At 40.4% G+C, this 24117-nt stretch carries 22 protein-coding genes, 1 other RNA gene and 1 other annotated feature; of the genes, 1 reads left to right on the forward strand and 22 read right to left on the reverse strand.

Annotated elements, in window-relative coordinates; all coding sequences use genetic code 11:
• Positions 1-48: 48 nt before the first annotated feature.
• The 19 genes from mtnN to NSU02_RS14100 all read right to left on the reverse strand — a co-directional run bounded on the left by mtnN (position 49) and on the right by NSU02_RS14100 (position 19721).
• The gene (gene mtnN / locus NSU02_RS14010) at positions 49-744 is read right to left on the reverse strand and encodes a 5'-methylthioadenosine/S-adenosylhomocysteine nucleosidase (protein WP_339193134.1); all 696 of its coding nucleotides are present in this window, start codon (positions 742-744) and stop codon (positions 49-51) included.
• 109 nt (positions 745-853) lie between these two features.
• Complete coding sequence (locus NSU02_RS14015; RefSeq protein WP_339193136.1) at positions 854-1522, reverse strand: DUF1510 family protein; 669 nt, start codon at positions 1520-1522, stop codon at positions 854-856.
• A gap of 53 nt (positions 1523-1575) precedes the next feature.
• Positions 1576-3333, reverse strand: a complete 1758-nt coding sequence (locus NSU02_RS14020) for a penicillin-binding protein 2 (protein ID WP_339193138.1) — start codon at positions 3331-3333, stop codon at positions 1576-1578.
• A 70-nt stretch (positions 3334-3403) separates the two neighbouring features.
• The gene (greA, locus tag NSU02_RS14025) at positions 3404-3880 is read right to left on the reverse strand and encodes a transcription elongation factor GreA (RefSeq protein WP_063388001.1); all 477 of its coding nucleotides are present in this window, start codon (positions 3878-3880) and stop codon (positions 3404-3406) included.
• 195 nt (positions 3881-4075) lie between these two features.
• On the reverse strand, positions 4076-5347 hold the full coding sequence (locus NSU02_RS14030; protein ID WP_063388000.1) for a U32 family peptidase: 1272 nt from the start codon (positions 5345-5347) through the stop codon (positions 4076-4078).
• A gap of 24 nt (positions 5348-5371) precedes the next feature.
• The gene (locus tag NSU02_RS14035; RefSeq protein WP_063387999.1) at positions 5372-6301 is read right to left on the reverse strand and encodes a peptidase U32 family protein; all 930 of its coding nucleotides are present in this window, start codon (positions 6299-6301) and stop codon (positions 5372-5374) included.
• Positions 6298-6948: an O-methyltransferase gene (locus tag NSU02_RS14040; protein ID WP_339193143.1), complete on the reverse strand. Its 651-nt coding sequence runs from the start codon at positions 6946-6948 to the stop codon at positions 6298-6300. The genes NSU02_RS14035 and NSU02_RS14040 overlap by 4 nt, the downstream gene beginning before the upstream one ends.
• Before the next feature lie 120 nt (positions 6949-7068).
• The gene (mltG, locus tag NSU02_RS14045) at positions 7069-8199 is read right to left on the reverse strand and encodes an endolytic transglycosylase MltG (protein WP_339193145.1); all 1131 of its coding nucleotides are present in this window, start codon (positions 8197-8199) and stop codon (positions 7069-7071) included.
• 142 nt (positions 8200-8341) lie between these two features.
• The gene (locus tag NSU02_RS14050; RefSeq protein WP_063387996.1) at positions 8342-8620 is read right to left on the reverse strand and encodes a DUF1292 domain-containing protein; all 279 of its coding nucleotides are present in this window, start codon (positions 8618-8620) and stop codon (positions 8342-8344) included.
• 15 nt (positions 8621-8635) lie between these two features.
• Complete coding sequence (gene ruvX, locus NSU02_RS14055) at positions 8636-9052, reverse strand: Holliday junction resolvase RuvX (RefSeq protein ID WP_339193147.1); 417 nt, start codon at positions 9050-9052, stop codon at positions 8636-8638.
• Between the two features lies 1 nt (position 9053).
• Positions 9054-9320, reverse strand: coding sequence for an IreB family regulatory phosphoprotein (locus NSU02_RS14060; protein WP_063387994.1), 267 nt, complete (start codon positions 9318-9320; stop codon positions 9054-9056).
• A gap of 71 nt (positions 9321-9391) precedes the next feature.
• The gene (gene alaS, locus NSU02_RS14065) at positions 9392-12028 is read right to left on the reverse strand and encodes an alanine--tRNA ligase (RefSeq protein ID WP_339193149.1); all 2637 of its coding nucleotides are present in this window, start codon (positions 12026-12028) and stop codon (positions 9392-9394) included.
• Positions 12029-12100: 72 nt separating this feature from the next.
• Positions 12101-12307 (reverse strand) — a binding site (T-box leader).
• Positions 12308-12356: 49 nt separating this feature from the next.
• Entirely contained in the window at positions 12357-13418 is a 1062-nt protein-coding gene (locus NSU02_RS14070; protein WP_063387992.1) for an AI-2E family transporter, read from the reverse strand.
• Between the two features lie 72 nt (positions 13419-13490).
• Positions 13491-13676, reverse strand: coding sequence for a hypothetical protein (locus NSU02_RS14075; protein WP_063387991.1), 186 nt, complete (start codon positions 13674-13676; stop codon positions 13491-13493).
• A gap of 198 nt (positions 13677-13874) precedes the next feature.
• Positions 13875-16250: an ATP-dependent RecD-like DNA helicase gene (locus tag NSU02_RS14080; protein WP_339193152.1), complete on the reverse strand. Its 2376-nt coding sequence runs from the start codon at positions 16248-16250 to the stop codon at positions 13875-13877.
• Positions 16251-16271: 21 nt separating this feature from the next.
• Positions 16272-16925 carry a tetratricopeptide repeat protein gene (locus NSU02_RS14085; protein ID WP_063388167.1) on the reverse strand — a complete coding sequence of 218 codons (654 nt, stop codon included), beginning with the start codon at positions 16923-16925 and terminating at the stop codon, positions 16272-16274.
• A gap of 81 nt (positions 16926-17006) precedes the next feature.
• Positions 17007-18122: a tRNA 2-thiouridine(34) synthase MnmA gene (gene mnmA, locus NSU02_RS14090; RefSeq protein ID WP_339193154.1), complete on the reverse strand. Its 1116-nt coding sequence runs from the start codon at positions 18120-18122 to the stop codon at positions 17007-17009.
• Positions 18123-18137: 15 nt separating this feature from the next.
• Positions 18138-19283 carry a cysteine desulfurase family protein gene (locus tag NSU02_RS14095; protein WP_063387988.1) on the reverse strand — a complete coding sequence of 382 codons (1146 nt, stop codon included), beginning with the start codon at positions 19281-19283 and terminating at the stop codon, positions 18138-18140.
• Positions 19284-19301: 18 nt separating this feature from the next.
• Entirely contained in the window at positions 19302-19721 is a 420-nt protein-coding gene (locus NSU02_RS14100) for an Rrf2 family transcriptional regulator (protein ID WP_063387987.1), read from the reverse strand.
• 135 nt (positions 19722-19856) lie between these two features.
• On the opposite strand from NSU02_RS14100, the gene NSU02_RS14105 reads away from it, so the two are divergent.
• Entirely contained in the window at positions 19857-21134 is a 1278-nt protein-coding gene (locus tag NSU02_RS14105) for a replication-associated recombination protein A (protein ID WP_063387986.1), read from the forward strand.
• A gap of 132 nt (positions 21135-21266) precedes the next feature.
• Here the strand turns inward: NSU02_RS14105 and NSU02_RS14110 are convergent, their stop codons facing one another.
• The 3 genes from NSU02_RS14110 to aspS all read right to left on the reverse strand — a co-directional run bounded on the left by NSU02_RS14110 (position 21267) and on the right by aspS (position 24111).
• Positions 21267-22034: a tRNA threonylcarbamoyladenosine dehydratase gene (locus NSU02_RS14110; protein WP_063387985.1), complete on the reverse strand. Its 768-nt coding sequence runs from the start codon at positions 22032-22034 to the stop codon at positions 21267-21269.
• 42 nt (positions 22035-22076) lie between these two features.
• Positions 22077-22269, reverse strand: a non-coding RNA gene (gene ssrS / locus NSU02_RS14115) — 6S RNA.
• A gap of 66 nt (positions 22270-22335) precedes the next feature.
• Positions 22336-24111: an aspartate--tRNA ligase gene (gene aspS, locus NSU02_RS14120; protein ID WP_066250519.1), complete on the reverse strand. Its 1776-nt coding sequence runs from the start codon at positions 24109-24111 to the stop codon at positions 22336-22338.
• Between the last annotated feature and the right edge of the window lie 6 nt (positions 24112-24117).

Raw genomic sequence — 24117 nt, forward strand, 5'->3', positions numbered from 1 at the left:
TAACATATCGATTCGGGCTAATAGGCTTGTAATAGTTTCCATTTACATTCAACTTAGTTCTTCAATCATTTTCAGAACCAATTCCGATGAATTGAAAGCCGCTTTGTCTAAAAATTGTTCAAAGGAAATGTTCGACTCTTTTCCGGCGATATCTGAGAGCGCCCGGATGATGACAAAAGGCGTTTGAAATTTGTAGCACACTTGCGCGACAGCAGCAGCTTCCATCTCAACAGCGTACAAATGGCTGAATTTAGACCGGACAAAAGCTACTTTATCGGGGTCGTTCATAAAAGAATCCCCCGTTGCGATCGCCCCTTTTACCGTCTGAATTCCTGAAATGTCTTTTGCTTTTCTTTCAGCGATTTCAATCAGTTTTTCATCGGCCTTAAAGGATGGAGGAAGCCCGGGAACTTGACCATATTCATACCCAAAAGCCGTCACATCTACATCATGATGGCGAACCTCTGTGGATATGACAACATCCCCTACGTTTAAAGACTCATGAAATCCTCCGGCGGAGCCGGTATTGATCACATAATCCGGCCGATATCGCTCCAGCAGCAAAGTGGTGCTTACGGCTGCATTCACTTTTCCAATTCCTGATTTTAATAAAATCGTATCAGTTTGATTGTATTTTCCAATCATAAAACTGCAGCCTGCAATCTCCTCTTCTTTTGTACAATCCAATTTCTCGCGCAGGATGCGAACTTCTTCTTCCATTGCACCAATGATTGCAATTTTCATATTCCAACATTCCTTTCTATCATGAATAGCTATAAAAATCATAAAAAAAGATCCCTCAAGTGTTTGACAGTCAGCTTTTTACACATGAGGGTCTTTTTTGTTTTTCAGTCTATTTTAATACTTCAACTCTAGTCGGTTTCCAGCCCTCTCCGTCTATCCATGTAATGGATACTCTATATTTTTTTCCGTCTGCTTTGTTTTGAATCGTTCCTTTCGCATCATTCGGGCTTCCGTTATTGCCGATCCAAAGGGTCTGCATATTTTCAAGAGAAACACCTGTTGCATAGCTTAATGCTTTTTCCATTTCCTTCCAATCTACAGATGACTTTTTATAAGTCGTAACGTGCTCACCTGTCTGGACTGTTCCGATCGGCTTCCAATTTGGATTTTCAATGATTTGTTCAACATCGGAACCCGCTTCTCCTTCAGTTACTGTTGCACCTTCAAAAGGATCATCGCTCGATTCCTTTTCTTCATTTGCTGATTGTGTATTTTCGTCCTCTTCCTCCTTAATTTCATTACTTTCATTCCGTTCAGCTGCTTTTTCTTCTTCCTGCTGATCGTTAGATTGTTCAACTGTCTCTTCTTCGATATTTTTAGATGAGCTTGATTGCTCTTTTTGTTGTTCACTGTTGGAATTCGCTTGTTCAGTACCGCCTCCCAAAAAAAGCTGAGAAGCAATAACGAGGATGAGTAAGGCGACAATTCCAATTAAAATATTTAAAATCAAATTCGTTTTTCGTTTTTTATCCCGAATTTCATAACGAGAACCCGCCATTCCCCGTCAACTCCTTTGTTTCTCCAATCTTTGAGTTATTATTTTAACATACTTTATTCTTCATTAACATTATAAATCTGTTCAACCATTTCGTAAAAAACATCATTTGTCTTTGCTCTACCGCTCGTTTTGTTCATATCAACAACAACTAAGGCATATTTCGGATGTTCCGCAGGAAAAAAACCGGCAAACCATTTATGATATAATTTTTTTCCATTGTCGTTCAATGTTCCCGTTTCGGCAGTGCCTGATTTGCCGGCTACTTTAACAGGCAAGCTTTGAAACGCTCTGCCGGTTCCATCAGGATGAGCGACTACTTGAAGCAGGAGATCCGTTAATTTTGATGATGTTGCAGGGGAAATTTTTTCTCCTTTCATCAAATGGTTCTTGAATGTATACATCGTTTCTCCGTTTTTATATAAAATTTTATCCACGACTTTCACTTCTCTTTTTTCTCCTCCGCGAGCAATTGTAGCCATCATATTCGCGACAGCTAGAGGAGTAACCTTTACATTTTTTTGTCCGATGGAGGTTTGTGCGATGGCCTTTGCTGACCTTTTGTCGCTGTCATCTCCCCAAATCGTTCCTCTTTGCTCCCTTGGAAATTGTTTAAATTGATCGTAATGGTATACTTTTCCCGACCAGCCTGAGAAGCTGAGAAGGCCAAGCTTTTCTGCGTATTCTTCAATTATATTGCTCTTTTTTTGTATTAATTCCTGACCGATCGTAGCAAACGCATAATTGCAGCTTTTCGCAAAGCTTTCTTCAAACGTAAGCGTTCCAGCCCGCTTTTCTTCCTCTTTTTCTGTTTGGCCGTAGACATTCCGGTCACAATTAAATGTTCTTTCCGGTTTGATCATGTTTGTGTCGATCGCTGCTGCAGCGATAACGGTTTTAAAAACAGAACCAGGAAACATTGCCGAAAGCATTTTATTTTCATATGTTTTTGGATCATTCCGGTCCAGATCCGGTTTGGAGGCCATTGCAACTACTTCGCTGTTTTCAATGTCTAACAGAACGAGGCCGCCTTCATTTATTTGATGTTTTGTTAAAATTTGTTCAGCTTTTTCTTGCAAATGTTTGTCAATCGTTGTTTGAACGGCAATTGGGTAAAATGGATTGGAATCGGCAATATATTTTACATTGACGCCGAAAAGAGGCCTGCCGAGACCATCAACATGATATAAAAGTCTTGACGCATCTTCCGGCTGCAAAAATTCATCAAACGCCTCCTCCAGTCCAGTCACGCCTACTTCAGGACTTAATGACGTGCTCTCCTTATCAGGGTACCTTTTTTTCCATTCTGTTTCATTTTCGCTTGTCATCCCAATAAGATGGGAAGCAATATTGTCTGATTGCTCTGTTTTCATAAAGATGCCGAATACTCCCGGAATTTTTAACTTATTGATGGCTTTTATATCCTGTTCATCAAGTTGAAATCCTTTTTCTTTATTCAACAAAATAGGTTCATTTTTCGTTCCTTTCAATAATTGTTCGATTTCATCCTTGCGAACAGAAATGGCTGCCGCCAATTGATCGATCGGCCATTGATAATTTTTCAGAAATGGAAATAAAACGAGCGTAGGCAAATATGTTTCGTTCAAAGGTTTATTTTCACGATCAATAAATCGACCCCGCCCATCATCTATAATTACTTCTTGTGTCCTCTGTTTGACGCTTTCTTTCATCAAATTGACATCTTGTTCTGAAAATGACTCGGTTTCAAGCAGTTGAATTTGCGCAAGTCTATATATAAGAACACCCATTAACAAAATGATGAAGACGCCTATATATTTTATTCGCTTATTCATAAAAAAAACACCTCGTCTTATATTTTCGACGAGGTGCGCACATCTTAAACTATATTAAAGGCTATCAACATTAATCAACACGTACAATTTTGACTGTCATATCGCCGCCAGGCGTCTGAACTACAACTTCTTCCCCTACTTGACGGCCGAGCAGGCTTTTAGCCATCGGAGAATCATTGGAAATTTTCCCTTCGAAAGGATCTGCTTCTGCACTTCCGACAATTGTATAAGTTTCTTCTTCTCCATCAGGCAATTCAATAAAGGTAACAGATTTGCCAAGTGAAACAGTTGTTTTATTTTCTGTGTCTTCTTCAATAATTTTCGCATTGCGAATCATATTTTCGAGCGTTGTAATGCGTCCTTCTACAAAAGCTTGCTCTTCTTTTGCTGAATCATATTCAGAGTTTTCTGATAGGTCGCCAAATGATCTTGCCACTTTTATTCGTTCTACAACTTCTTTTCGCTTTACCGTTTTTAAATACTCAAGTTCTTGTTCAAGTTTTTCTTTCCCAGCTTTCGTCATAGGAAATACCTTTTCTTCCGCCATAATAGTCCTCCTTTTCTTTATATCCCCCTAATGGTTCCTAAAAAATGAAAGAACTTTTCTGCCGTTCTTTCGACAGAAAAGAATCTTTTATAACATAGTTATAGAAGGAAATATTTATCTATGATATGTTATTACAAAATAATCGGCAGTTCAAGAAACGTTTTGCTTTTTTATAAAAAAATCCAGATTCTTCCCCTATCTTGTCTCTTTTCTCATCATATTATACGGATATAGCGGATGCTCGCACTTGAAGCGGATTATTTGCAAAGGATGTCTTGCTGCATCCAATTCATTTCCATCTTCATCCCAAATTTTATCGATGACAATGCGAAAATTGTCAATTTGCGGACCGAAAAATTCTACTTCGTCACCGGGTCTGAAATGGTTTCTTTGCTGCAATGTCACCATTTTCGTTTCTGGATTCCAGTCAAGCACAAGCCCGACAAAGTCGTATGCTGTTTTTTTGCTGTGAGTGCCAAATAATTGCTCTTGATAACCAGGCACTCCTTCAAAAAAGGCAGGAGCCGTTTCTCTGTTCGCGCATTTATCCAATTCTTCCAGCCATTCCTGTTTCATGACAAAATGATCGGGATCGGCGCAGTATGCATCAATGACTTTGCGATATACACTGACAACAGTTGCAACATAGTGAATGGATTTCATGCGGCCTTCAATTTTCAAGCTGTCGATCCCCATTTCAATCATTTTCGGAATCGACTCAACCAATTTTAAGTCTTTAGCGCTCATTGCAAATGGCGAGTCTTGCTCATCAAACATAGGCACTTCTTTGCCTTTATAATATTCATATAAATCATAATCCCACCGGCAGGACTGACAGCATCCTCCTCTGTTTGAATCTCGCGCTGTCATATGATTGCTTAATGTGCAGCGGCCTGAATAGGCAATGCACATCGCACCGTGAATAAACGTTTCGATTTCAATATCTACTTTTTCTTTTATTTCTCTAATTTCTTCAGCGCTCGTTTCCCGTGCTAGAACGACCCGCTCCAAACCTTCCTCCTTCCAAAATTGGACAGCTTTCCAATTCGAAAGGGATTGCTGGGTGCTTAAGTGGACTTCCAATTTTGGGGCTACCTTTCTGCACGTTTCAATAATGAGGGGATCTGCGACAATGACCCCTGACACTCCCGCGTCTTCGAGCGCTTTTAAATATTGATCGAGTCCAGGGATGTTTTCATTATGTGCATAAATGTTTGTCGTCACATATATTTTTGCCCCGTACTGATTAGCAAATTGAACTCCTTCTTTAATTTCCTCAATGGAGAAATTATCGGCATTGGAACGCAAGCCGTACTCTTGTCCGCCAATGAAGACGGCGTCAGCACCGTACATGACGGCGATTTTTAATTTCTCCAAATTTCCGGCAGGTGCAAGAAGTTCAGGTTTTTTCGTTATGACCCTTTTGCCGTTGATAATTGTTGAAATTTTATCTTTCACAACCGGCATGCGAACTCCTCCTTTAACGTTTTTTTAATAAACGGTCTCTTTAAAGAAAAATCCTGTATCCAACGGGCGGTTTGGCGGCTGTATTTCCTCAATTTCAGCGTACAGCTTGTCTTTAACATTTTCATATTGCTCTCGATCCTCAGCGCATAAATCGATCGCCTTCCGATACTTTTTCGTCACTTCTACAATATATTCCGGAGTTTTCAGCACGCCATCTATTTTAAAAGAATCAATTCCTGCATCAACCAGTTCCTCCAGCTCGTCAATGATGCAAATATCATTCGGACTCATAATATGGGTTCCATTTTCATCCTCAAAAATTGGATATTTGTTATTTCTCTCTTTATCATGCAAAAACATATTTTTGCCGTATTTATAATTGTGAATTTCCATCGCTTTCCCACGATATTCAAAATAATTGCCGATAAGAGATCTTTTGGACTGAAACATGCACGTCATTCCGTGGACTTGGACTTCTATTTCCACTTCTGCATGCTCTTTCGTTTCAATGACAGCTTCCATGCTTAACTCCCGAGCTAGTACTGCACGCTTGGCGCCTTTCCTTCCCCAATAGTTGCATGCATACCAGTTGGTCGCGGTTGTTTCCGTATTCCAATGGAGCTTCATCTCCGGAGCAACTTCCCTAACAGTCATTAACACAGCTGGATCACCGAATACAATCGCATCTGCCTTCGCATTATGAACAAATTTTACATAATCTGCAAGCTCGTCTACTTTATCATTATGAAAAATTGCATTCATTGCAACGTATACTTTTTTTCCATATTGATGGGCAAGGTCAATCGCATCTAATACATCTTTTCGATGAAATTCCCCTGCAAGCCTTAAGCCATAACGCTGTTCGCCGATGATAAAAGCATCTGCGCCAGCTTTGCAAAGGCTCTCAATATTTTTGACATTTACAGGTGTGACGAGCAGTTCGGGTTTTTTCATTCCCCTTCACCCCTTTTTATACTGAAGGCTAATCCGTCGCCTATCGGAATAATAACGGTATCCCATTCGGACTGATTCATTAGCCATTCATTATATTCTTTAATTTTCTTCGCTAAAGATTTTAACCTTTTTGATTCTATCATTTCTTCAGCGACTAGTCCTTTAAAAAGAACATTATCCGAAAAAACGACCGCTCTTTTTGACAGCAAAGGTTCATATGCTTGAAAAAAACGTTTATATTGCCCTTTGCTCGCATCGATAAAGAGCGCATCAAACGGACCGTCAAGCTTGACTTCCTGTACGATTTCTAGAGCATCACCGTGATAAATGGTAATTTGATTTTCAAGACCGCAAGCTCGAATATTTTGTTCCGCTAGTTCAAATCGATTAGGATCTATTTCAGTCGTTACAATTTTTGTGTTCGGCAACGCTTTTGCCATCCGAATCGCCGAATAGCCGATCGCCGCCCCAATTTCCAATATTTTGTTCGGCTGATGGAGCTTTAAAATATGAAGCATGACAGACAGCGCCCGCTCTTCCATAATCGGCACCTTCTGCTCTTTTGCATATGCTTCTAATTGAACTAATTTTTCATCTTTGTTAGTAGAAAAATTTGCTAAATATTCCTCGATTTTTTTGTTTGGCAAAATGGACACTCCTAAAAAACTCCCTTAATCAAAGAAGAGTTCTGTTCGAACTCTTCAAGTTTGTTTTTTTAGCTCGATATATTTTAACATAAAAGAAAAAGGAATGCGAATCGCAAACCTTTAATCCTTTTCCGTAATATGCTTAGCTTTTTCTTTGTTATGCTCATCCAGCGTCTTCGTAAATATAACTTCCCCTTCTTTCGTTGCGAGAAAATAAAAATAGTTTGTATCGGCAGGATTTGCTACAGCATCTAGTGACTGCTTGCCAGCATTGGCAATCGGCCCCGGCGGAAGTCCTTTATTTTTATATGTGTTATAGGGAGAATTGACTTCTAAATCTTTATAGTATACGCGCTCCTTATGCTTTCCTAATGAATATAAAACGGTTGGATCTGTCTGGAGAGGCATGTTCTTTTCTAAACGATTGTAAAAAACGCTGGCTATTTTTTCCCTGTCGGCTTTTTCCGTCGCTTCCTCCTCCACTAAAGACGCTAATGTTAAAAATTGATGAGTGGAAAGACTCAGCTCTTTCATTTTGTTTCTATAAGGAACAAGCATTTCATCTGTCTTTTTAATCATTGTTTCAATGATTTCCGACAACGGAGGAGATTCCTCATAAAACGAATAAGTAGCCGGATACAAATATCCTTCCAATGCATATTTTATACGTCCGTTGAAAATGTCATCTGTTATTGTATTAGGATACTTTTTTTGCATTTGTTTGATAAACTGTTGGTTTGTTAATTGGTTCATAATTTCTTTTTTTGAATAGGGAGTATGTTTGGCGATGATGTCAGCAATTTCTGATAGTTGCAATCCTTCCGGGATCGTCAATTTAATAGCTGCTTCTCCCATTAATTCGCCTTTTTTTAAGCGTTCAACGATTTCTTGAATCGTCATCGATTGATGAAATTGATAATTTCCTGCTTGAAACCCTGATTCATTTTTAAATTTCACGTAATATTTAAACACGATCGCACTTTTAATGATGTCATTTTTTTCTAAAATAGAAGCAATTTGCGATACGGAAGATCCAATCGGAATTTGTACCTTTACAGGTTCCTTATTATCCGGATCAACAGGCTTTAATGCAGATCGCACATATAAATACCCGCCGCCAATCACTCCAGCAAATATAACAACAAAGGCAATCAGGACAGTTAACACAGTTTTTCGAACAATTTTCGCTATATGCAGTTTTTCTTGGAGTTTCTTATCCAAAAATTCCTTATTCGAATCCGAATCCGCCATCAATTCATCCTCCTTCCGTCCCGATTATTATACTACATACACGCATTTATTCGTCAAAAATCTCCATTTTTTTATAGGAAGAAATTGTTTTTTTCATTTGGATGTAAATCACCTCAACAAAAAAAGCACCGCAAAACGGTGCTTATTCCTCTTCTAAAAATGTATTTAAAACGGCCTCGATCATTTCCCATTCTTCATCGGTTTCCACAGGCTCCAGCTTTCCGCCCTCACCGTCTTCATTGGGAATGTAGCTTGCTGCATGAATTTCTATTCCATCTTCGTCTTCCTCATCATCGATGCCGATCGGATAATAAAGAACGTAAGATTTGTCAAATTCGTCCGAATTAAACGTAAACAAAATTTCGTATAGTTGTTCATTACCGTTTTCATCAATAACGGTAATATGTTTTTCACCTTCCACTTATTTCACCTCAATTTATTGTTGACTGTCCAAATAACTTTGCAAAATAATCACCGCAGCCATTTTATCAATGACTTGCCGTCTTTTTCGCCGGCTTACATCCGCCTCAATGAGAAATCTTTCGGCTTCCATCGTCGAAAGGCGCTCATCCCATAAAATGACCGGAAGCTGAAACTGCTCCTTCAAAAGCGTGGCAAAGCGCTCGCTTGCTTCTCCCCTTGGTCCAACGGTGCCGTTCATATTTTTCGGATACCCGACTACTATTTTTTCTATCTCGTATTTCTTTATCAGTTCAGCGAGTCTTTGAATCCCGAACTCGCCTTCATCTTCATTTATGCTGATCGTTTCCACACCTTGAGCAGTCCATCCCAGCTCATCGCTTACCGCAACTCCTAATGTTTTTGAACCTAAGTCTAACCCAATGATTCGCATTTTATTCCTCACGGTTGTTTTTCAAATAAAATTTTACAAGCTCTTCAATTAATTCATCTCGTTCAATTTTTCTAATCAGATTGCGTGCGCCGTTATGTCTAGGAATGTAAGCAGGATCTCCGGACAACAAATAGCCGACGATTTGATTGATCGGATTATAACCCTTTTCTTCCAGTGCATTGTATACGGCACTTAGAACTTCCTTGACATTTGTCTCAACAGGTTCTTCTGAAAAATTAAACTTCATCGTTTTATCGAAGGAACTCAATTTTTGCACCTCTTTCCTAGACTAAAAAGCGAATCTGCTTGTCTACATCCATTTTACACTATGACTGGAATTTATGAAACGGATTTCACCCAGTCTTCGACAAAACGAAGAGCTTCAGCTAACCGTTCAGGATTTTTTCCTCCCGCTTGAGCCATGTCAGGTCTTCCGCCGCCGCCGCCTCCACAGCGGCTTGCAATTTCCTTAATTAATTTTCCAGCATGGAACCCTTTGTCAACTAAGTCTTTTGTGATGCCGGCTGCTAAATTTACTTTTCCGTCTGATACCGTTGCTAGCACAACAATAGCCGAGCCGAGCTTTTGCTTCAGTTCATCGACCATGCCGCGCAATCTGTTCATATCTTTCACTTGAACTTTTTCCGCAAGAACTGTTACACCGTTGATCGTTACCGCTTTTTCAGCGATGTTCCCCGCTTCCAGATTGCTAAGCTTCATCGTAAGAGATTCGTTTTCCCGCTGTAGTTCTTTTATTTCTTGCTGCAGACTGTCAATTCTCTCCGGCAGATTTTTTACATTAGCTTTCAGTTTTGCCCCAATTTCCTTTAACAATAAATATTGTTCATTCATAAACCGGTACGCTTCTTTTCCTGTCACCGCTTCAATTCGGCGGGTTCCTGCACCAATTCCAGTTTCGGAAACAATCTTAAACAGTCCGATTTCCGCTGTATTTGTTACATGGCATCCGCCGCAAAGCTCAAGCGAATAATCGCCTACTTGAACAACGCGAACAATTTTTCCGTATTTTTCTCCAAATAAAGCCATCGCGCCCATCGCTTTCGCTTCGTCAAGAGGCATGTGCTCGATAGAGACTGGAATGCTTTCCCAAATTTTCTCATTTACAATTCGCTCAATTTCTTCCAGCTCTTCTGTTGAAACTTGTCCAAAATGTGAAAAGTCAAAACGGAGACGGTCGGAAGCAACAAGCGATCCAGCTTGGTTGACATGTACGCCCAGCACGTCCTTCAGCGCTTGGTGCAGCAAATGTGTCGCTGTATGATTTTTCACGATGGATTTTCTAGACTCTGCACAAACGGAAGCGTAAACTGCTGCTCCTTTTGTCAAAACGCCTTTTTCGATGACAGCCCGGTGCAAGTGTTGGCCGTTCGGCGCTTTTTGCACATCTTTTACGTTTAAGACCACATCATCATTTTTGATGATTCCTTTGTCAGCAATTTGACCTCCGCTTTCAGCATAAAAAGGCGTCTCGTCCAATATAATTTGGACCTCTTCCCCGCTCTCGGCTTGATCGACTAATTCCCCATCTTTTATGATCACAAGCACCCGTGCATTTGCTTCCAGGGTATTGTAGCCGACAAATTTGCTTTCCTCTTTTAATTCCACAAGAATTCCGCTTTGCACTTGCATCGAGTCGACATCCTGTCTGGCTTTTCTTGCACGTTCTTTTTGATGCTCCATTTCTCGTTCAAAGCCTTCATAATCCAGCTCCATGCCTTCATCTTGTGCGTATTCCTCCGTCAATTCCACTGGAAAACCGTATGTGTCGTAAAGCCGAAACACATCTTCGCCTGGAATTATTCGGCTACCCTGTCCTTTCTGCTTTTTGATTACATCCGCTAAAATGGCAAGCCCTTCATGGAGAGTCTCATGGAAACGCTCTTCCTCATTTTTAATTACCTTTTGAACAAAGGATGCTTTTTCTTTTACTTCCGGATAGTAATCGTTCATAATTTCCGCTACAACCGGAACTAATTCATACATAAACGGGCGGTCTATGTTGATCGTTTTTGCATACCGAACCGCTCTGCGGATAAGACGGCGAAGTACATACCCTCTGCCTTCATTAGAAGGTAGCGCACCGTCTGCAACAGCAAATGTAACCGTGCGGATATGGTCGGCAATCACTTTAAAAGCGACATCTTTTTCTTTGTCGGTTCGATAAGCTTCCCCCGAAATCTTTTCGGTAGCTTGAATGATCGGTAAAAAGAGATCTGTGTCAAAGTTGGTCGGCGCATTTTGAATGACAGAAACCATTCGCTCTAAGCCCATGCCTGTATCAATATTCTTTTTTGGAAGCGGAGTGTAAGTTCCATCAGGATTATGATTAAATTGAGAAAAAACAAGATTCCAAACTTCCAAATAGCGTTCGTTTTCACCACCGGGATAAAGTTCCGGATCATTTGGATCGTTTCCAAATTCTTCTCCACGATCATAAAATATTTCAGTATTTGGTCCGCTTGGCCCTTCACCAATATCCCAGAAATTCCCTTCCAAACGGATAATTCGTTCTTCCGGCAACCCGATTTTATTTTTCCAAATGTCATACGCCTCTTCATCTTCCGGATGAATAGTAACTGATAATCTATTTGGGTCGAAGCCAATCCATTTTTCGCTTGTTAAAAATTCCCATGCCCATTCAATCGCCTCTTCTTTAAAATAGTCGCCGATTGAGAAATTTCCGAGCATTTCGAAAAATGTATGATGGCGTGCTGTTTTTCCGACATTTTCAATATCGTTTGTTCGGATTGATTTTTGTGCGTTAGTAATTCTCGGATTTTCAGGAACAACCCTTCCGTCAAAATATTTTTTCAATGTTGCGACACCGCTGTTGATCCACAATAGTGACGGATCATCAACCGGAATTAAAGAAGCGCTCGGTTCAACCGAATGTCCTTTTTCCTTAAAAAAATCTAAAAACATTTGACGAACTTGTGCTGAAGTGAGCTTTTTCATGGCATTCCTCCTAAAATGTCTTCATTTTTCTCGCAAAATAAAAACTCTCGCCTATGTAAATGCTCTGATTTACACAGGGACGAGAGTTACTCGCGGTACCACCCTGATTATGAGCCAATTGCTCATCACCTTCATTTGCCGTAACGTGGCATTTTCGTCAGGTTTTGCCTGCACTCAGAATTAGCGTTCTGTTGCCCTTCATCTAGAGCTTCTTTCAGCCTCGGAAGCCCCTCTCTTTTAAGATGGACTGCAACATACTCGATTCGTCATCGCTTTCATGCACTTATTCCATGTCTAACACGAATTATAGACAAGGAAAAATCGCTTGTCAATGCGCTTTCCTCAGACGGATGATATGCAGCAATATCTCTTTCAGAACAGTGATAAAAGGCACAGCTAAAATTAAACCGATCACTCCGCCGATTTCTCCGCCCGCCAAGAGCGCCATAATAATCACCATCGGATGCATATGCAGGCTTTTCCCAACGATGAAAGGGCCAAGAATATTACTTTCAATAAATTGCAGCCCAAAAATGATGAAAAGCACTACAATTATTTTGTTAATGGAGAGCGTCGCAGCGACCATCAAAGCAGGAACCGCACCGATAAATGGACCGAAATAAGGAATAATATTGGTCATTCCGATAATCGTCCCTAAAATTAACGGATATTTAATTTTAAACAGCCAAAACAAAATCGAAGCCGCCAGCCCGATCAGAAAACAAACAAATAGTTGCCCCCGCAAATAACTTCCGAGCGACTCATCGACGTTTTCTAAAAAACGTCTCCCTTCACGTCTCCATTTCTTCGGGGTGAAGTACCAAATGGCCTTTTTCATTTTCTCATAATCTTTCAACATATAAAAAACGAGAAAGGGAATGACACCAATAATAACAGCATAATCAATAATTGACTTCATGCTTGAAAGCATCCGTTCAAGAAAGGCAGCGACGGATGTTTCCATTCCAGCAATAAAAGATTCAATTCGATGATGAATTTCTCCAGGTAAATTGGTTGTTCCGTCATGAATTTTATCCGTCCAGCTTTGGTAATATTTTGTAAACATAGGGATATTTTCGGAAAGGTCTTTCATTTGTTCAACAAAAATTGGGACACCTTTATAAAAGCTAAAACCGACTCCTCCGAAAAAAATAAAATAGATGATGAGAATCGAACATGTTCTTGGAACACCTGAACGGTAAAGTTTTTCCACTACGGGATGAAGCAAGTAGGTAATGAAGCCGGAAAGCATAAAAGGAATTAAAACAGCTTTTAACATTTTGAAAATAGGAAACCAAATGACTTTTAGCTGAAGAACCATATATACAAACAATGATAAAATGAGAAAAAAAATGATTCGGAAAAGCCATTTCCGCTCTCGCTCATTCATCCCGCATCCCTCCTCTTATTATTTTGAGGAATGCTCACGAAAATATGCATGAAGGCGCCCATTTTAGGCGCCTCAAATCGCACGATCTTCTTCAGGAAACAAGTCATCTAAAGAACTTAATGTTCCGTCTTCTTCTACTTGATGTGTGTGAATAATGCCTTTTGTAACGGTAAGCTCAATAAAACAATGCCAACAATAATACTGATTGACTCCGATTTTTCCAATATCTTTGCTTTTACAATTCGGACATGTAAACAAACAGGGACACCTTCTTTATTCATTTATTTAATTATTTATTAATCCGGTATATTCTCGCTATGCACACTACTATTTGTTACCATTTTCAAAAAAATTATACGTCTCTATAAAGCATGCTTTTTATGCTTAAACAATTTGTCCCCTGTTTGTAGCATCATCTGTCAATCGTTATCGATCTTATGGAAAGGAACAAATTTATTATCCTTCGCCCTCTTCCATAAAATCATATGGAGTGATGTTCTCCATCCCAATGTTGGCATCTTCTAGTGGAAAAGGAAGCTCCTCTTTCAGCTCGGCAAGTTCAGACGTTTTCAGCCTCTCTTTTAAGGTTGTCTGCCTCATCGACTCCTGATTGTTGTATACTCCCATTTTTAACGCTTCCCATTCTCCGCACATAATTAAAAATTGCTTGCTCCTTGTAACAGCTGTATAAATCAAATTTCTTCTCAACATCCGAAAGTAGCCTTTTACTACCGGCAAAATGACAATCGGAAATTCGCTTCCCTGCGCTTTATGGATGGAGCAGCAGTAAGCATGAGTAAACTGATTAAAATCTTGCTTCGTATAGGTTACTTCGATACCGTCGTAAGAAATGACCACCATATCTTCTTTTTCGACATTTTCTTTTGCGTAAAAAATAGAAACAATCTCCCCAATATCGCCATTAAACACGTTTTGATCAGGCTGATTGACGAGCTGCAGCACTTTGTCCCCAATTCGGTAAATAACGTTGCCATGCTTGATCTCTCTTTTTTCTTTTGAAGGGGGGTTTAACATTTCCTGAAGCATTTCATTCAACTGATCAATGCCGGCAATCCCTCTGTACATCGGTGCCAACACCTGTATATCCTTCGCAGAATATCCTTTTTTCAAAGCGTTCTCAATTACTCTCGTTATAACTTCTTTTATTTGTGATGTTGTACAAGGAATAAACGATCTGTCTTGTGTCGTTTGCAAAAGGTTCGCTGGAAGAGTTCCTTGGCGGATTGAATGGGCCAAATCAATAATTGTAGATCCTTCTGCTTGTCTATAAATATCTGTCAGCGTAACAACTGGGATTCGTCCGGATTGAATCAAATCGCGAAGCACTTGGCCGGGTCCAACGGACGGAAGTTGGTGTTCGTCTCCAACAAGAACAATTTGTATGTCCGAAGGAAGCGATTTAAACAATTGATGCATGAGCCAAATATCAACCATTGATACTTCATCAACAATCAGAAGCTTTCCAGAAATCGGATGATCCTCATTGTGTTCAAATCCTTCTGAACCATTCCATCCTAAAAGGCGGTGGATTGTGACGGCAGGAAGACCGGTTGCTTCTGCCATTCTTTTTGCAGCTCGTCCAGTAGGTGCCACCAGTACAATGGGAAACGGCTCTTCCTTCTTTTGATATTCTTTTGGGTTCAATGAAAGGCCATGGAGGTTCGCATAAATTTCAACGATGCCTTTGATAACGGTTGTTTTTCCCGTTCCAGGCCCGCCGGTCAGCAAAAGAATCGGCGAATGAATAGCCCGCTGAATGGCTTCTTTTTGAGAGGGGGCATACTGAACATTCATTTTTTCTTCCAGTTTTCCTAACTCCAGCAAAAATTCTGATTCAGGAAACATATCTTGAAATTGGTTTTGGGTTAAAATTTCTTCAATGTTATTGGCAAGTCCCACTTCAGCATAGTAAAGAGAGGGTAAATAAATTCGATCTTCCTCGACGATAATTTTTCGATCTTCTTCCAATTCAAGAATGATTCTTTCAATATCCTGATCAGATATGTCTTCTCCATTTTGGGTGAGCAATTTTTTCGCTTTTTCCATCAGCTGAACTTTTGTAACATATACATGTCCTTCTTTTACAGCATCTTGTTCAATAGTGAACAAACAAGCCGCCTTCAGCCGGTCGGGATGATTGCCGGAGATCCCAAGTTCTCTCCCAATTTCATCCGCTCGAATAAAGCCGATCCCTTCAATATCTTCCACCAATTGATATGGGTTTTTTTGAATGATTTTAAGCGTATCCTCCCGATATAGCTGATAAATTTTCATCCCAAGTGCAGGCCCAATGCCAAGCTGATTTAATCCGATTAAAACCCCTTCTAAACCTTGATGTTCCTTCAGTGTTTCAGCCAGTATTTTGGCTTTTTCCTTTGAAAGCTTCTTCACTCTTTTTAATGAATCGGGATCCTCCAAAATAATCGAAATCGCATGTTCGCCCAGTTCATTCACGATCGCTTCCGCTGTTTTTTTGCCGATTCCTTTAAAAAGCCCGCTTGATAAATATTGAATAACTCCTTCTTTCGTAGTTGGAAGCTCCTTTTGAAAACGCTCAGCTTGAAATTGTACGCCGAATTTTGGGTGGTATTTTTTCGCGCCAAAAAACGTATAGCTGTCATGTAATTGGAGAAGAGGAAAAAAACCCGTCACGGTCACTTGATCTTGCTCAAACTGTTCATTCGTCTCTTCAATTTTCACTTTAATAACAGTATAAAAATTTTGCTCATTCTGGAACACAATATGTTTAATGGCTCCGCGAACAAAAGGAGTACTTTCCTCATGAAACAAACTCTCCTGTTGACCGCCCATCCTCTTTCCTCCTAATTTCGTTTAAATCATTTCTTCTAACAGCCTTTTCCCGTTGCCCGCAAGCAAATGATCCGGTTGAATGGAAAGCGCCATATCAAACATTTTTAAAGCTTCTTCTCTATTTTCTTCAAATGCGTACGCAACACCTAAATTATAATAAGCATCTGCGTGATGTTGATCGAGGTCGATCGTTTTTTCAAACTCTTTTTTTGCTTCTTGAATGTGGCCTGCTTGTGCTAAACATAAACCATATTGAAAGTGAGCGCTGGCGTCTTGTTCATCCAGCTCAACCGCCCGCAAAAAATATGGAAGTGCAAGACGGGGCTGTTCAAGCTGGTAAAGAGACATTCCAAGCATAAAATAGACATCTTTATGAGCAAGCCCATACTTTTCCGCCTGATCAAAAAATGTTTTCGCTTTATGATAATCTCCCGCATTATAATGAACGGTTCCAATGCCGTAATACGCAGTAGCCGTCCCTTTATCAATCTCAATCGCCTTTTCATAAAATTTCAATGCTCTTTCTGCATCACCTGAAGAGGCAAGCAAATTCCCAAAATTTACGTATAACACAGGGTCGTTTGGATTTTCTTCCAATGCTTCTGCAAAATATTTCGCTGCTTCTTCCCATTTCCCTTCTTTTATTGCTTCTAAAGCCAGTTGATTTTTATGCATCCATTTCATCCTTTCACATCCAAAGGCAAAGAGGCTGCGCCAAGTTAACAAATCTCATTCCGATCGGTACAGCTTATCTCTTTAACCGACATACCACAGTTTTTCGCCGTTGCGAAATACTTTATCGATAATGCCGCCTCCCAGACATTCCTCTCCATTATAAAAAACGACAGCTTGTCCTGGTGTAACGGCACGGACCGGCTGTTCAAACGAAATTTGTGCAGTTTGATCACCGATCATTTTCACTTTTACCGGCTGATCAGGCTGGCGGTAGCGAAATTTTGCGGTGCAAACAAGCTCATCTGTTGGTTTTACACCGGTTATCCAGTTTACATTTGTTGCGATAATGGAGTCTGAATATAAATGTTCATTATGAAATCCTTGTTCAACATATAAAATATTATTTTTCAAATTTTTTCCAACCACAAACCAAGGATCGCCATTTCCTCCTATTCCGAGTCCATGGCGTTGACCGATCGTATAATACATAAGCCCGTCATGCTTCCCTTTTACCTCACCAGACAACGTCTCCATTTTGCCGGGTTGAGCAGGTAAATACTGGCTTAAAAATTCTTTAAAGTTCCGCTCGCCAATAAAGCAGATGCCTGTTGAATCTTTTTTCTTTGCTGTTGCCAAGTTTGCTTTTTCCGCAATTTCTCTAACTTCTTTTTTTTCAAGATGCCCGATGGGGAACATGACCTTTGACAGCTGCTTCTGATTCAGCTGATTCAAAAAATACGTTTGATCTTTGTTTGGATCCTTTCCTCTGAGCAATTTGTACACACCATTGCGGTATTTTACCCGTGCATAATGGCCTGTTGCGATATAGTCCGCGCCTAAGTCAGCTGCATGCTCCAAAAATGCTTTAAATTTAATTTCTTTATTGCACATGACATCGGGATTTGGCGTTCTTCCAGCTTTATATTCCTCTAAAAAGTAAGTGAACACTTTATCCCAATACTCTTTTTCGAAATTCACTGCATAATAAGGAATCCCAAGCTGATTGCATACACGGATTACATCATCATAATCTTGCGTTGCCGTACATACGCCGTTTTCATCCGTATCATCCCAATTTTTCATAAAGACCCCGATGACTTCGTACCCTTGTTCTTTTAGGAGCAAAGCAGTTACAGATGAATCTACTCCGCCAGACATCCCGACTACGACTCTTGTTTCATGCGGCGCCTTTTCCATCTCTCTCACCTCTTTCTATTTTGACGTTAACCTTTTAACAATCTCGGCTGTTTTTTTGGCAGCCGATTCAATTTGTGCCTCCGTATTTCCTAAGCCGAAGCTGAATCGAACCGATGAAGTTATTTCTTTTGAATTTTTGCCAAACATTGAAACGAGCACATGCGACGGTTCAACTGATCCTGCTGTACAAGCTGATCCGCTTGATGCCGCAATTCCCGCCAAATCGAGGTTGACAAGTAGCGATTCAACGTTTGTTCCCGGAAAAAAAACGTTTAATATATGAGGCAAGCTGTTGTCAATCGAGCCGTTCACAGCGAAGGAAATGCCCTCTTGTTCAAACACATCGATCATGATTTGTTTAAAATGCACATATTGCTCTGTTTTTTCCTTTCTTGTTTGTTCTGCAATTTTTGCGCTTTCCGCAAACCCGATAATCGCTGGAACATTTTCCGTTCCGGCTCTTCTCTTCAATTCCTGCTCACCGCCATGCATGCGCGGAGTGAATTTCACCCCAGCTTTTGCATATAAAAAACCGATCCCTTTCGGCCCATTTATTTTATGACCGGAAACCGACAGCAGATCGACATTCAGCTCGCGAACATCAATTGGAACGAGTCCGTATGCTTGAACTGCATCGGTATGAAAATACGCTTGATGGTTTTGTAATAAGCTTCCTATTTCTGAAATAGGCTGTAAGGCACCTACTTCATTATTTCCATACATGACTGTGACAAGAATCGTTTCATCTTTTAAAGCTTTTTTAAGATCCTCGACAGAAATAACTCCCGATTGATTGACAGGCAAATACGTAACGTGAAATCCGTTTTTTTCTAGATAGCGGCAAGATTGGAGGACAGCCGGATGCTCAATTTCTGTTGTGATAATATGGTTTCCTTTTTCTTTATTAGCAAGCGCTGTTCCAATCACCGCTAAATTATCTGCTTCTGTTCCTCCGCTAGTAAATATGATTTCTTTTGGGTCGGCATGAATACTTTTGGCAAGGAGCTCTCGAGCCTCATCCACTTCTCGTCTGCTTTCTCTGCCAAAAGAATGGATGCTAGACGGATTGCCGAAATAATCCTTCATAAAGGTTGTCATTTTATCCAAAACTGCGGGATGGACTGGCGATGTTGCCGCATGATCCAAATATATCCGTTCCAAATTTAATTCCTCCCGACTTTAAATGTAAAACATGTAAGCGTCCTGCTCATTATCTCCTGTATGGCTTGCTAAATCATCAAGTGTCGTGTTGTCAAGAACGTCCTTCACCGCATCGCGGATTTTTAACCATAGATGCCTTTGAGCAGGCGGTTCATCTTCAATTCCTTCAACAGGGGTGATCGGTCCTTCCAACACACGGATAACGTCACCAGCCGTTATTTTGGACGGATCGTTCGCTAAAATATATCCGCCATAAGCTCCGCGAATGCTTTTGACAAGTCCGGCATTGCGGAGAGGAGCAATTAATTGTTCCAAATAATGCTCTGATAAATCATGAGATTGTGCAATACTTTTCAAAGATGTCGGTCCTTCTCCGTACTTTCGCGCCAATTCAATCATAATCGTTAAACCATAGCGTCCTTTCGTTGAAATTCTCACGTTTCTACACTCCTATTTTTTAGTTTTTTTCAAGATTTTCACCATCTTGGTTCTACTTTAAACTTAAGACATTATAGCATATTATTTTATTAGTGGGTAAATGAGATGATATGATTTTTATTTGGGAGCGATAAAATGGAACCTTTAGCGTATAGAATGCGTCCAACCAAAATAGAAGATATTATTGGACAAGAACATTTAGTTGGAAAAGGAAAGATTATTGAACGAATGGTGCGAGCTAAATATTTAAGCTCGATGATTTTATACGGACCTCCTGGAATCGGAAAAACATCTATTGCAACTGCAATAGCAGGCAGCACTAACACGCCTTTTCGAAAGCTGAATGCGGTTGTCCACAATAAAAAAGATATGGAAATTGTTGTAGAAGAAGCAAAAATGTCAGGGCAAATCATTCTCATTTTAGATGAAGTGCACAGACTTGATAAAGGGAAACAAGATTTTTTGCTTCCATATTTAGAAAACGGCATGATTATTTTAATCGGTGCAACGACAAGCAATCCGTATCATGCCATTAACCCGGCGATTCGGAGCCGCTGTCAAATTTTCGAATTGCACCCTCTTTCTCCAGATGACATTATGATTGCCCTGAAAAGAGCTCTTACAGACCCAAGAGGACTGAGCGACTTTCCTGTTCAAATCAGCGACGAAGCTCTAAGACATTTTGCCGAAAGCTCCGGCGGAGATGTGCGTGCGGCGTTAAATGGATTAGAACTCGCCGTTTTATCAACAAAGGAAGATGAGAATGGGAACATTTGCATTACGGTTGAAATTGCTGAAGAGTGCATGCAAAAAAAGAGCTTTTCCCACGATAAAGACGGAGATCATCATTACGATGTTTTATCTGCTTTTCAAAAGTCTATTCGCGGGTCCGATGTAAACGCAGCGCTTCACTATTTGGCCAGATTAATTGAGGCAGGGGATCTTTCTTCGATTGCAAGGCGTTTAACGGTCATCGCCTATGAAGATATTGGTCTTGCAAATCCGCAAGCGGGACCTAGAACTCTTTCGGCTATAGAAGCAGCTGAGCGCATCGGTTTTCCCGAAGCACGCATCCCTTTGGCCAATGCGGTGATTGAACTATGTTTATCCCCTAAATCAAACTCTGCTTATAAAGCGATTGATGCAGCTTTAGCCGACATTCGCTCAGGAGTGACAGGCGAGGTCCCTTCCCACTTGCGGGATGCTCATTATAAAGGAGCAAAGCAGCTTGGCAGAGGAGTGAACTATTTATATCCGCACGATTATGAATCAGGCTGGGTAAACCAGCAATATTTGCCTGACCCCATCAAGCATAAAAAATATTACAAGCCAAAAAGAACGGGCAAATTCGAGCAGGCTTTAGCGCAAATATATGAAAATATCGAGAAAAAGAAAAAAGAAAAGGACGAATAGGAAGCTGCGGTCATGTCCGCGTCATCTTGGAAATATAAATAGGATTGTCCAAAATGTCAAAACCCCATGGAAAACGTAAATAAAAGGGGGCGTCAATAAGCCGAAAAACGGCTTATTTGACACCCCCATTTTTTAATCGTCGTCGCCGACACGATAAATTTTTATATCCTTCAGCAATTCATTAATCACATGACCAGCCATAATCAATCCGGCTACGGATGGCACAAAGGCATTTGATGACGGGGGCATTTTTGCTTTGCGGATCGTTGATTCGTTATTGCCGACTTCTTTTCTGACATCTTCTCTAATAACAACAGGGCGTTCATCAGAAAATACGACTTGAATTCCCTTTCGGATCCCTTCTTTTCGCAGTTTCGTTCGAATCACTTTGGCAATCGGATCTGTATGTGTTTTTGAAATATCTGCTACTCGGAAACGGGTTGGATCCGTTTTGTTGGCTGCCCCCATGCTTGAAATAATAGGAATATTCCGTTTCAGGCATTCCTTCATTAAATGAATTTTATAGCTGATCGTATCGCTGGCGTCAATCACATAGTCAGGGTTTAGCTTAAAAAAGTCTTCATACGTCTCTTCCGTGTAAAACATTTTTAATGCAATTACTTCACAATCCGGATTAATGTCAGCAATTCTTGCTTTCATTAAATCCACTTTCGGTTTTCCAACTGTCGACAAAAGCGCATGGATTTGCCGGTTAATATTCGTAATATCGACATCATCTTTATCGATCAAAATCAATCGCCCGATGCCTGATCGTGCAAGAGCTTCGACGGCAAAAGATCCAACTCCGCCAACCCCTAAAACGGCTACGGAGCTGTTTTTCAATTTATGTAAACCTTCTTTTCCAATCGCTAGTTCATTTCGGGAAAACTGATGAAGCAAAAAAAATCACTCCAATTTGTCAAAATTCAGTGTACAAACTAAAAAAGTCCCAATTGTGCCGTCGCCGTTTCCTTCGTTTTGAACCCGCTCTCAGCAGGTGGGTGCCCTGTTCTAAAGCTTTGTAAGTCCTCGTGCCATATGCATATGAGGCATTTACTCACTTTAGAAACTCCGGGCTCCCATTTAAATCGTTGTTCGGTCAAAACTAGGTGTACGACGCACACATCAGGACTTAAATTTTGAATAAAGAATATCATAATTAGCATGAGATTTCAAGATAAAAAACAAATAATGGAAATTATTACCTTGAGCTATGTTTCACTTCAAGATGCAGTTCATCCAATTGCTCTTTGCTTACTTGGCTTGGTGCCTCCGTTAACAAACAGCTCGCACTTGCTGTTTTCGGAAAGGCAATCGTATCCCGTAAATTTGTTCTTCCTGCCAAAAGCATTACAATCCGATCCAATCCTAGTGCAATTCCACCATGCGGCGGCGTACCGTATTCGAAGGCTTCCAGCAAAAATCCGAACTGTTCTCTTGCTTGTTCCTCTGTAAAACCAAGAAGTTTGAACATCTTTTCTTGAACGTCTTTTTCAAAAATCCGAATCGACCCTCCGCCAAGTTCATATCCATTTAACACTAAGTCATATGCTTGAGCCCGCATTTTGAGAGGGTCTTTCTCAAAGTACTCCAAGTCCTCACGAAACGGCATAGTAAACGGATGATGCAATGCATAATAGCGGCCGTCTTCTTCATTATATTCAACGAGCGGCCAATCCGTAATCCATAAAAATTCAAGTTTATCTTCTTCGATCAGCCCTAAATCTTTTCCTAGTTTTAATCTGAGAGCCCCCAACGAATCAGCAACAACATTCGGCTTGTCGGCAACAAACAGAAGCAAGTCTCCATTCTGTCCTTCAGCTGCTTGCAAAATACTATTTTGTTCATTTTCTGATAGAAATTTTGCAATTGGGCCTTTTACTTCATTTTCTTCTACTTTAAGCCAAGCCAAACCTTTCGCTCCATAATTGTGAACATACTCTTGGAGAGCATCTAGATCTTTGCGTGAAAATTCGTCTTTTTTTCCTTTTACATTGATTAGCTTTACTTGCCCTCCACCTGCAACTGCTTGACTGAAAACTTTGAAAGCGGAGTTTTTCACAATTTCAGATACATCAACAAGCTCCAGGCCGAATCGAACGTCCGGCTTGTCCGACCCAAAGCGCGCCATCGCCTCATCATATGGCATGCGTTGGAATGGAAGAGTAAGCTCGATTCCTTTCACTTCTTTTAACACATGAGCCATCATCTTTTCGGTTAGATTCATAATATCTTCTTGGCTCATAAAAGAAGTTTCTATATCTATTTGGGTAAATTCCGGCTGTCTGTCTGCGCGCAAATCCTCATCGCGGAAGCATCTTGCAATTTGATAATATTTATCAAATCCTGAAACCATTAGAAGCTGTTTGAATATTTGCGGCGATTGCGGGAGCGCATAAAATTCCCCCTCATGGACGCGAGAAGGGACAAGATAGTCCCGTGCTCCTTCCGGTGTGCTTTTTGTTAAAATGGGGGTTTCCACATCAATAAATCCATTTTCATCCAAAAAGTTGCGAATCGCTCTCGTAATTTGATGCCGCATTTTTAACGTTTCAAACATGACTGGACGGCGCAAATCTAAATAACGGTATTTTAAACGAACCTCTTCCGAAATGTCCGCTTTTTGATCCGCAAGTGAAAAAGGAGGAGTTTTGGCGCTGTTTAAAATGGTTACCGATTGAACAACCACTTCCACTTTTCCTGTTCGAATGTTCGGATTAATCGTCTCTTCCGATCTTTTCACCACTTCGCCTTCAATGTCCAATACATACTCGCTGCGGATTTTCTCAGCTATTTCTAACGCTTCCTTTGAAACTTCAGGATTAAAAACAATTTGGACAACTCCTGTCCGGTCGCGCAAGTCGATAAAAATAAGTCCTCCTAAATCGCGGCGTCTTTGCACCCATCCTTTTAAAACGACCTTTTCGCCGATTGCTTTTTCGGAAATTTCTCCACAATAATACGAACGTCCAAACATCCTACA

It is taken from the genome of Aeribacillus sp. FSL W8-0870, from assembly GCF_037963755.1.
GTDB lineage: Bacteria > Bacillota > Bacilli > Bacillales > Aeribacillaceae > Aeribacillus > Aeribacillus composti.

Excerpts from the sequence above, each read along its gene's own strand:
- mtnN (WP_339193134.1), bottom strand. The coding sequence starts at position 744 with ATGAAAATTGCAATCATTGGTGCAATGGAAGAAGAAGTTCGCATCCTG.
- NSU02_RS14030 (WP_063388000.1), bottom strand. The coding sequence starts at position 5,347 with ATGCCGGTTGTGAAAGATAAAATTTCAACAATTATCAACGGCAAAAGG.
- NSU02_RS14035 (WP_063387999.1), bottom strand. The coding sequence starts at position 6,301 with ATGAAAAAACCCGAACTGCTCGTCACACCTGTAAATGTCAAAAATATT.
- NSU02_RS14015 (WP_339193136.1), bottom strand. The coding sequence starts at position 1,522 with ATGGCGGGTTCTCGTTATGAAATTCGGGATAAAAAACGAAAAACGAAT.
- greA (WP_063388001.1), bottom strand. The coding sequence starts at position 3,880 with ATGGCGGAAGAAAAGGTATTTCCTATGACGAAAGCTGGGAAAGAAAAA.
- NSU02_RS14070 (WP_063387992.1), bottom strand. The coding sequence starts at position 13,418 with ATGAATGAGCGAGAGCGGAAATGGCTTTTCCGAATCATTTTTTTTCTC.
- NSU02_RS14085 (WP_063388167.1), bottom strand. The coding sequence starts at position 16,925 with ATGCATAAAAATCAACTGGCTTTAGAAGCAATAAAAGAAGGGAAATGG.
- aspS (WP_066250519.1), bottom strand. The coding sequence starts at position 24,111 with ATGTTTGGACGTTCGTATTATTGTGGAGAAATTTCCGAAAAAGCAATC.
- mltG (WP_339193145.1), bottom strand. The coding sequence starts at position 8,199 with ATGGCGGATTCGGATTCGAATAAGGAATTTTTGGATAAGAAACTCCAA.
- mnmA (WP_339193154.1), bottom strand. The coding sequence starts at position 18,122 with ATGGAAAAGGCGCCGCATGAAACAAGAGTCGTAGTCGGGATGTCTGGC.
- NSU02_RS14020 (WP_339193138.1), bottom strand. The coding sequence starts at position 3,333 with ATGAATAAGCGAATAAAATATATAGGCGTCTTCATCATTTTGTTAATG.
- NSU02_RS14080 (WP_339193152.1), bottom strand. The coding sequence starts at position 16,250 with ATGGGCGGTCAACAGGAGAGTTTGTTTCATGAGGAAAGTACTCCTTTT.
- ruvX (WP_339193147.1), bottom strand. The coding sequence starts at position 9,052 with ATGCGAATCATTGGGTTAGACTTAGGTTCAAAAACATTAGGAGTTGCG.
- NSU02_RS14105 (WP_063387986.1), top strand. The coding sequence starts at position 19,857 with ATGGAACCTTTAGCGTATAGAATGCGTCCAACCAAAATAGAAGATATT.
- alaS (WP_339193149.1), bottom strand. The coding sequence starts at position 12,028 with ATGAAAAAGCTCACTTCAGCACAAGTTCGTCAAATGTTTTTAGATTTT.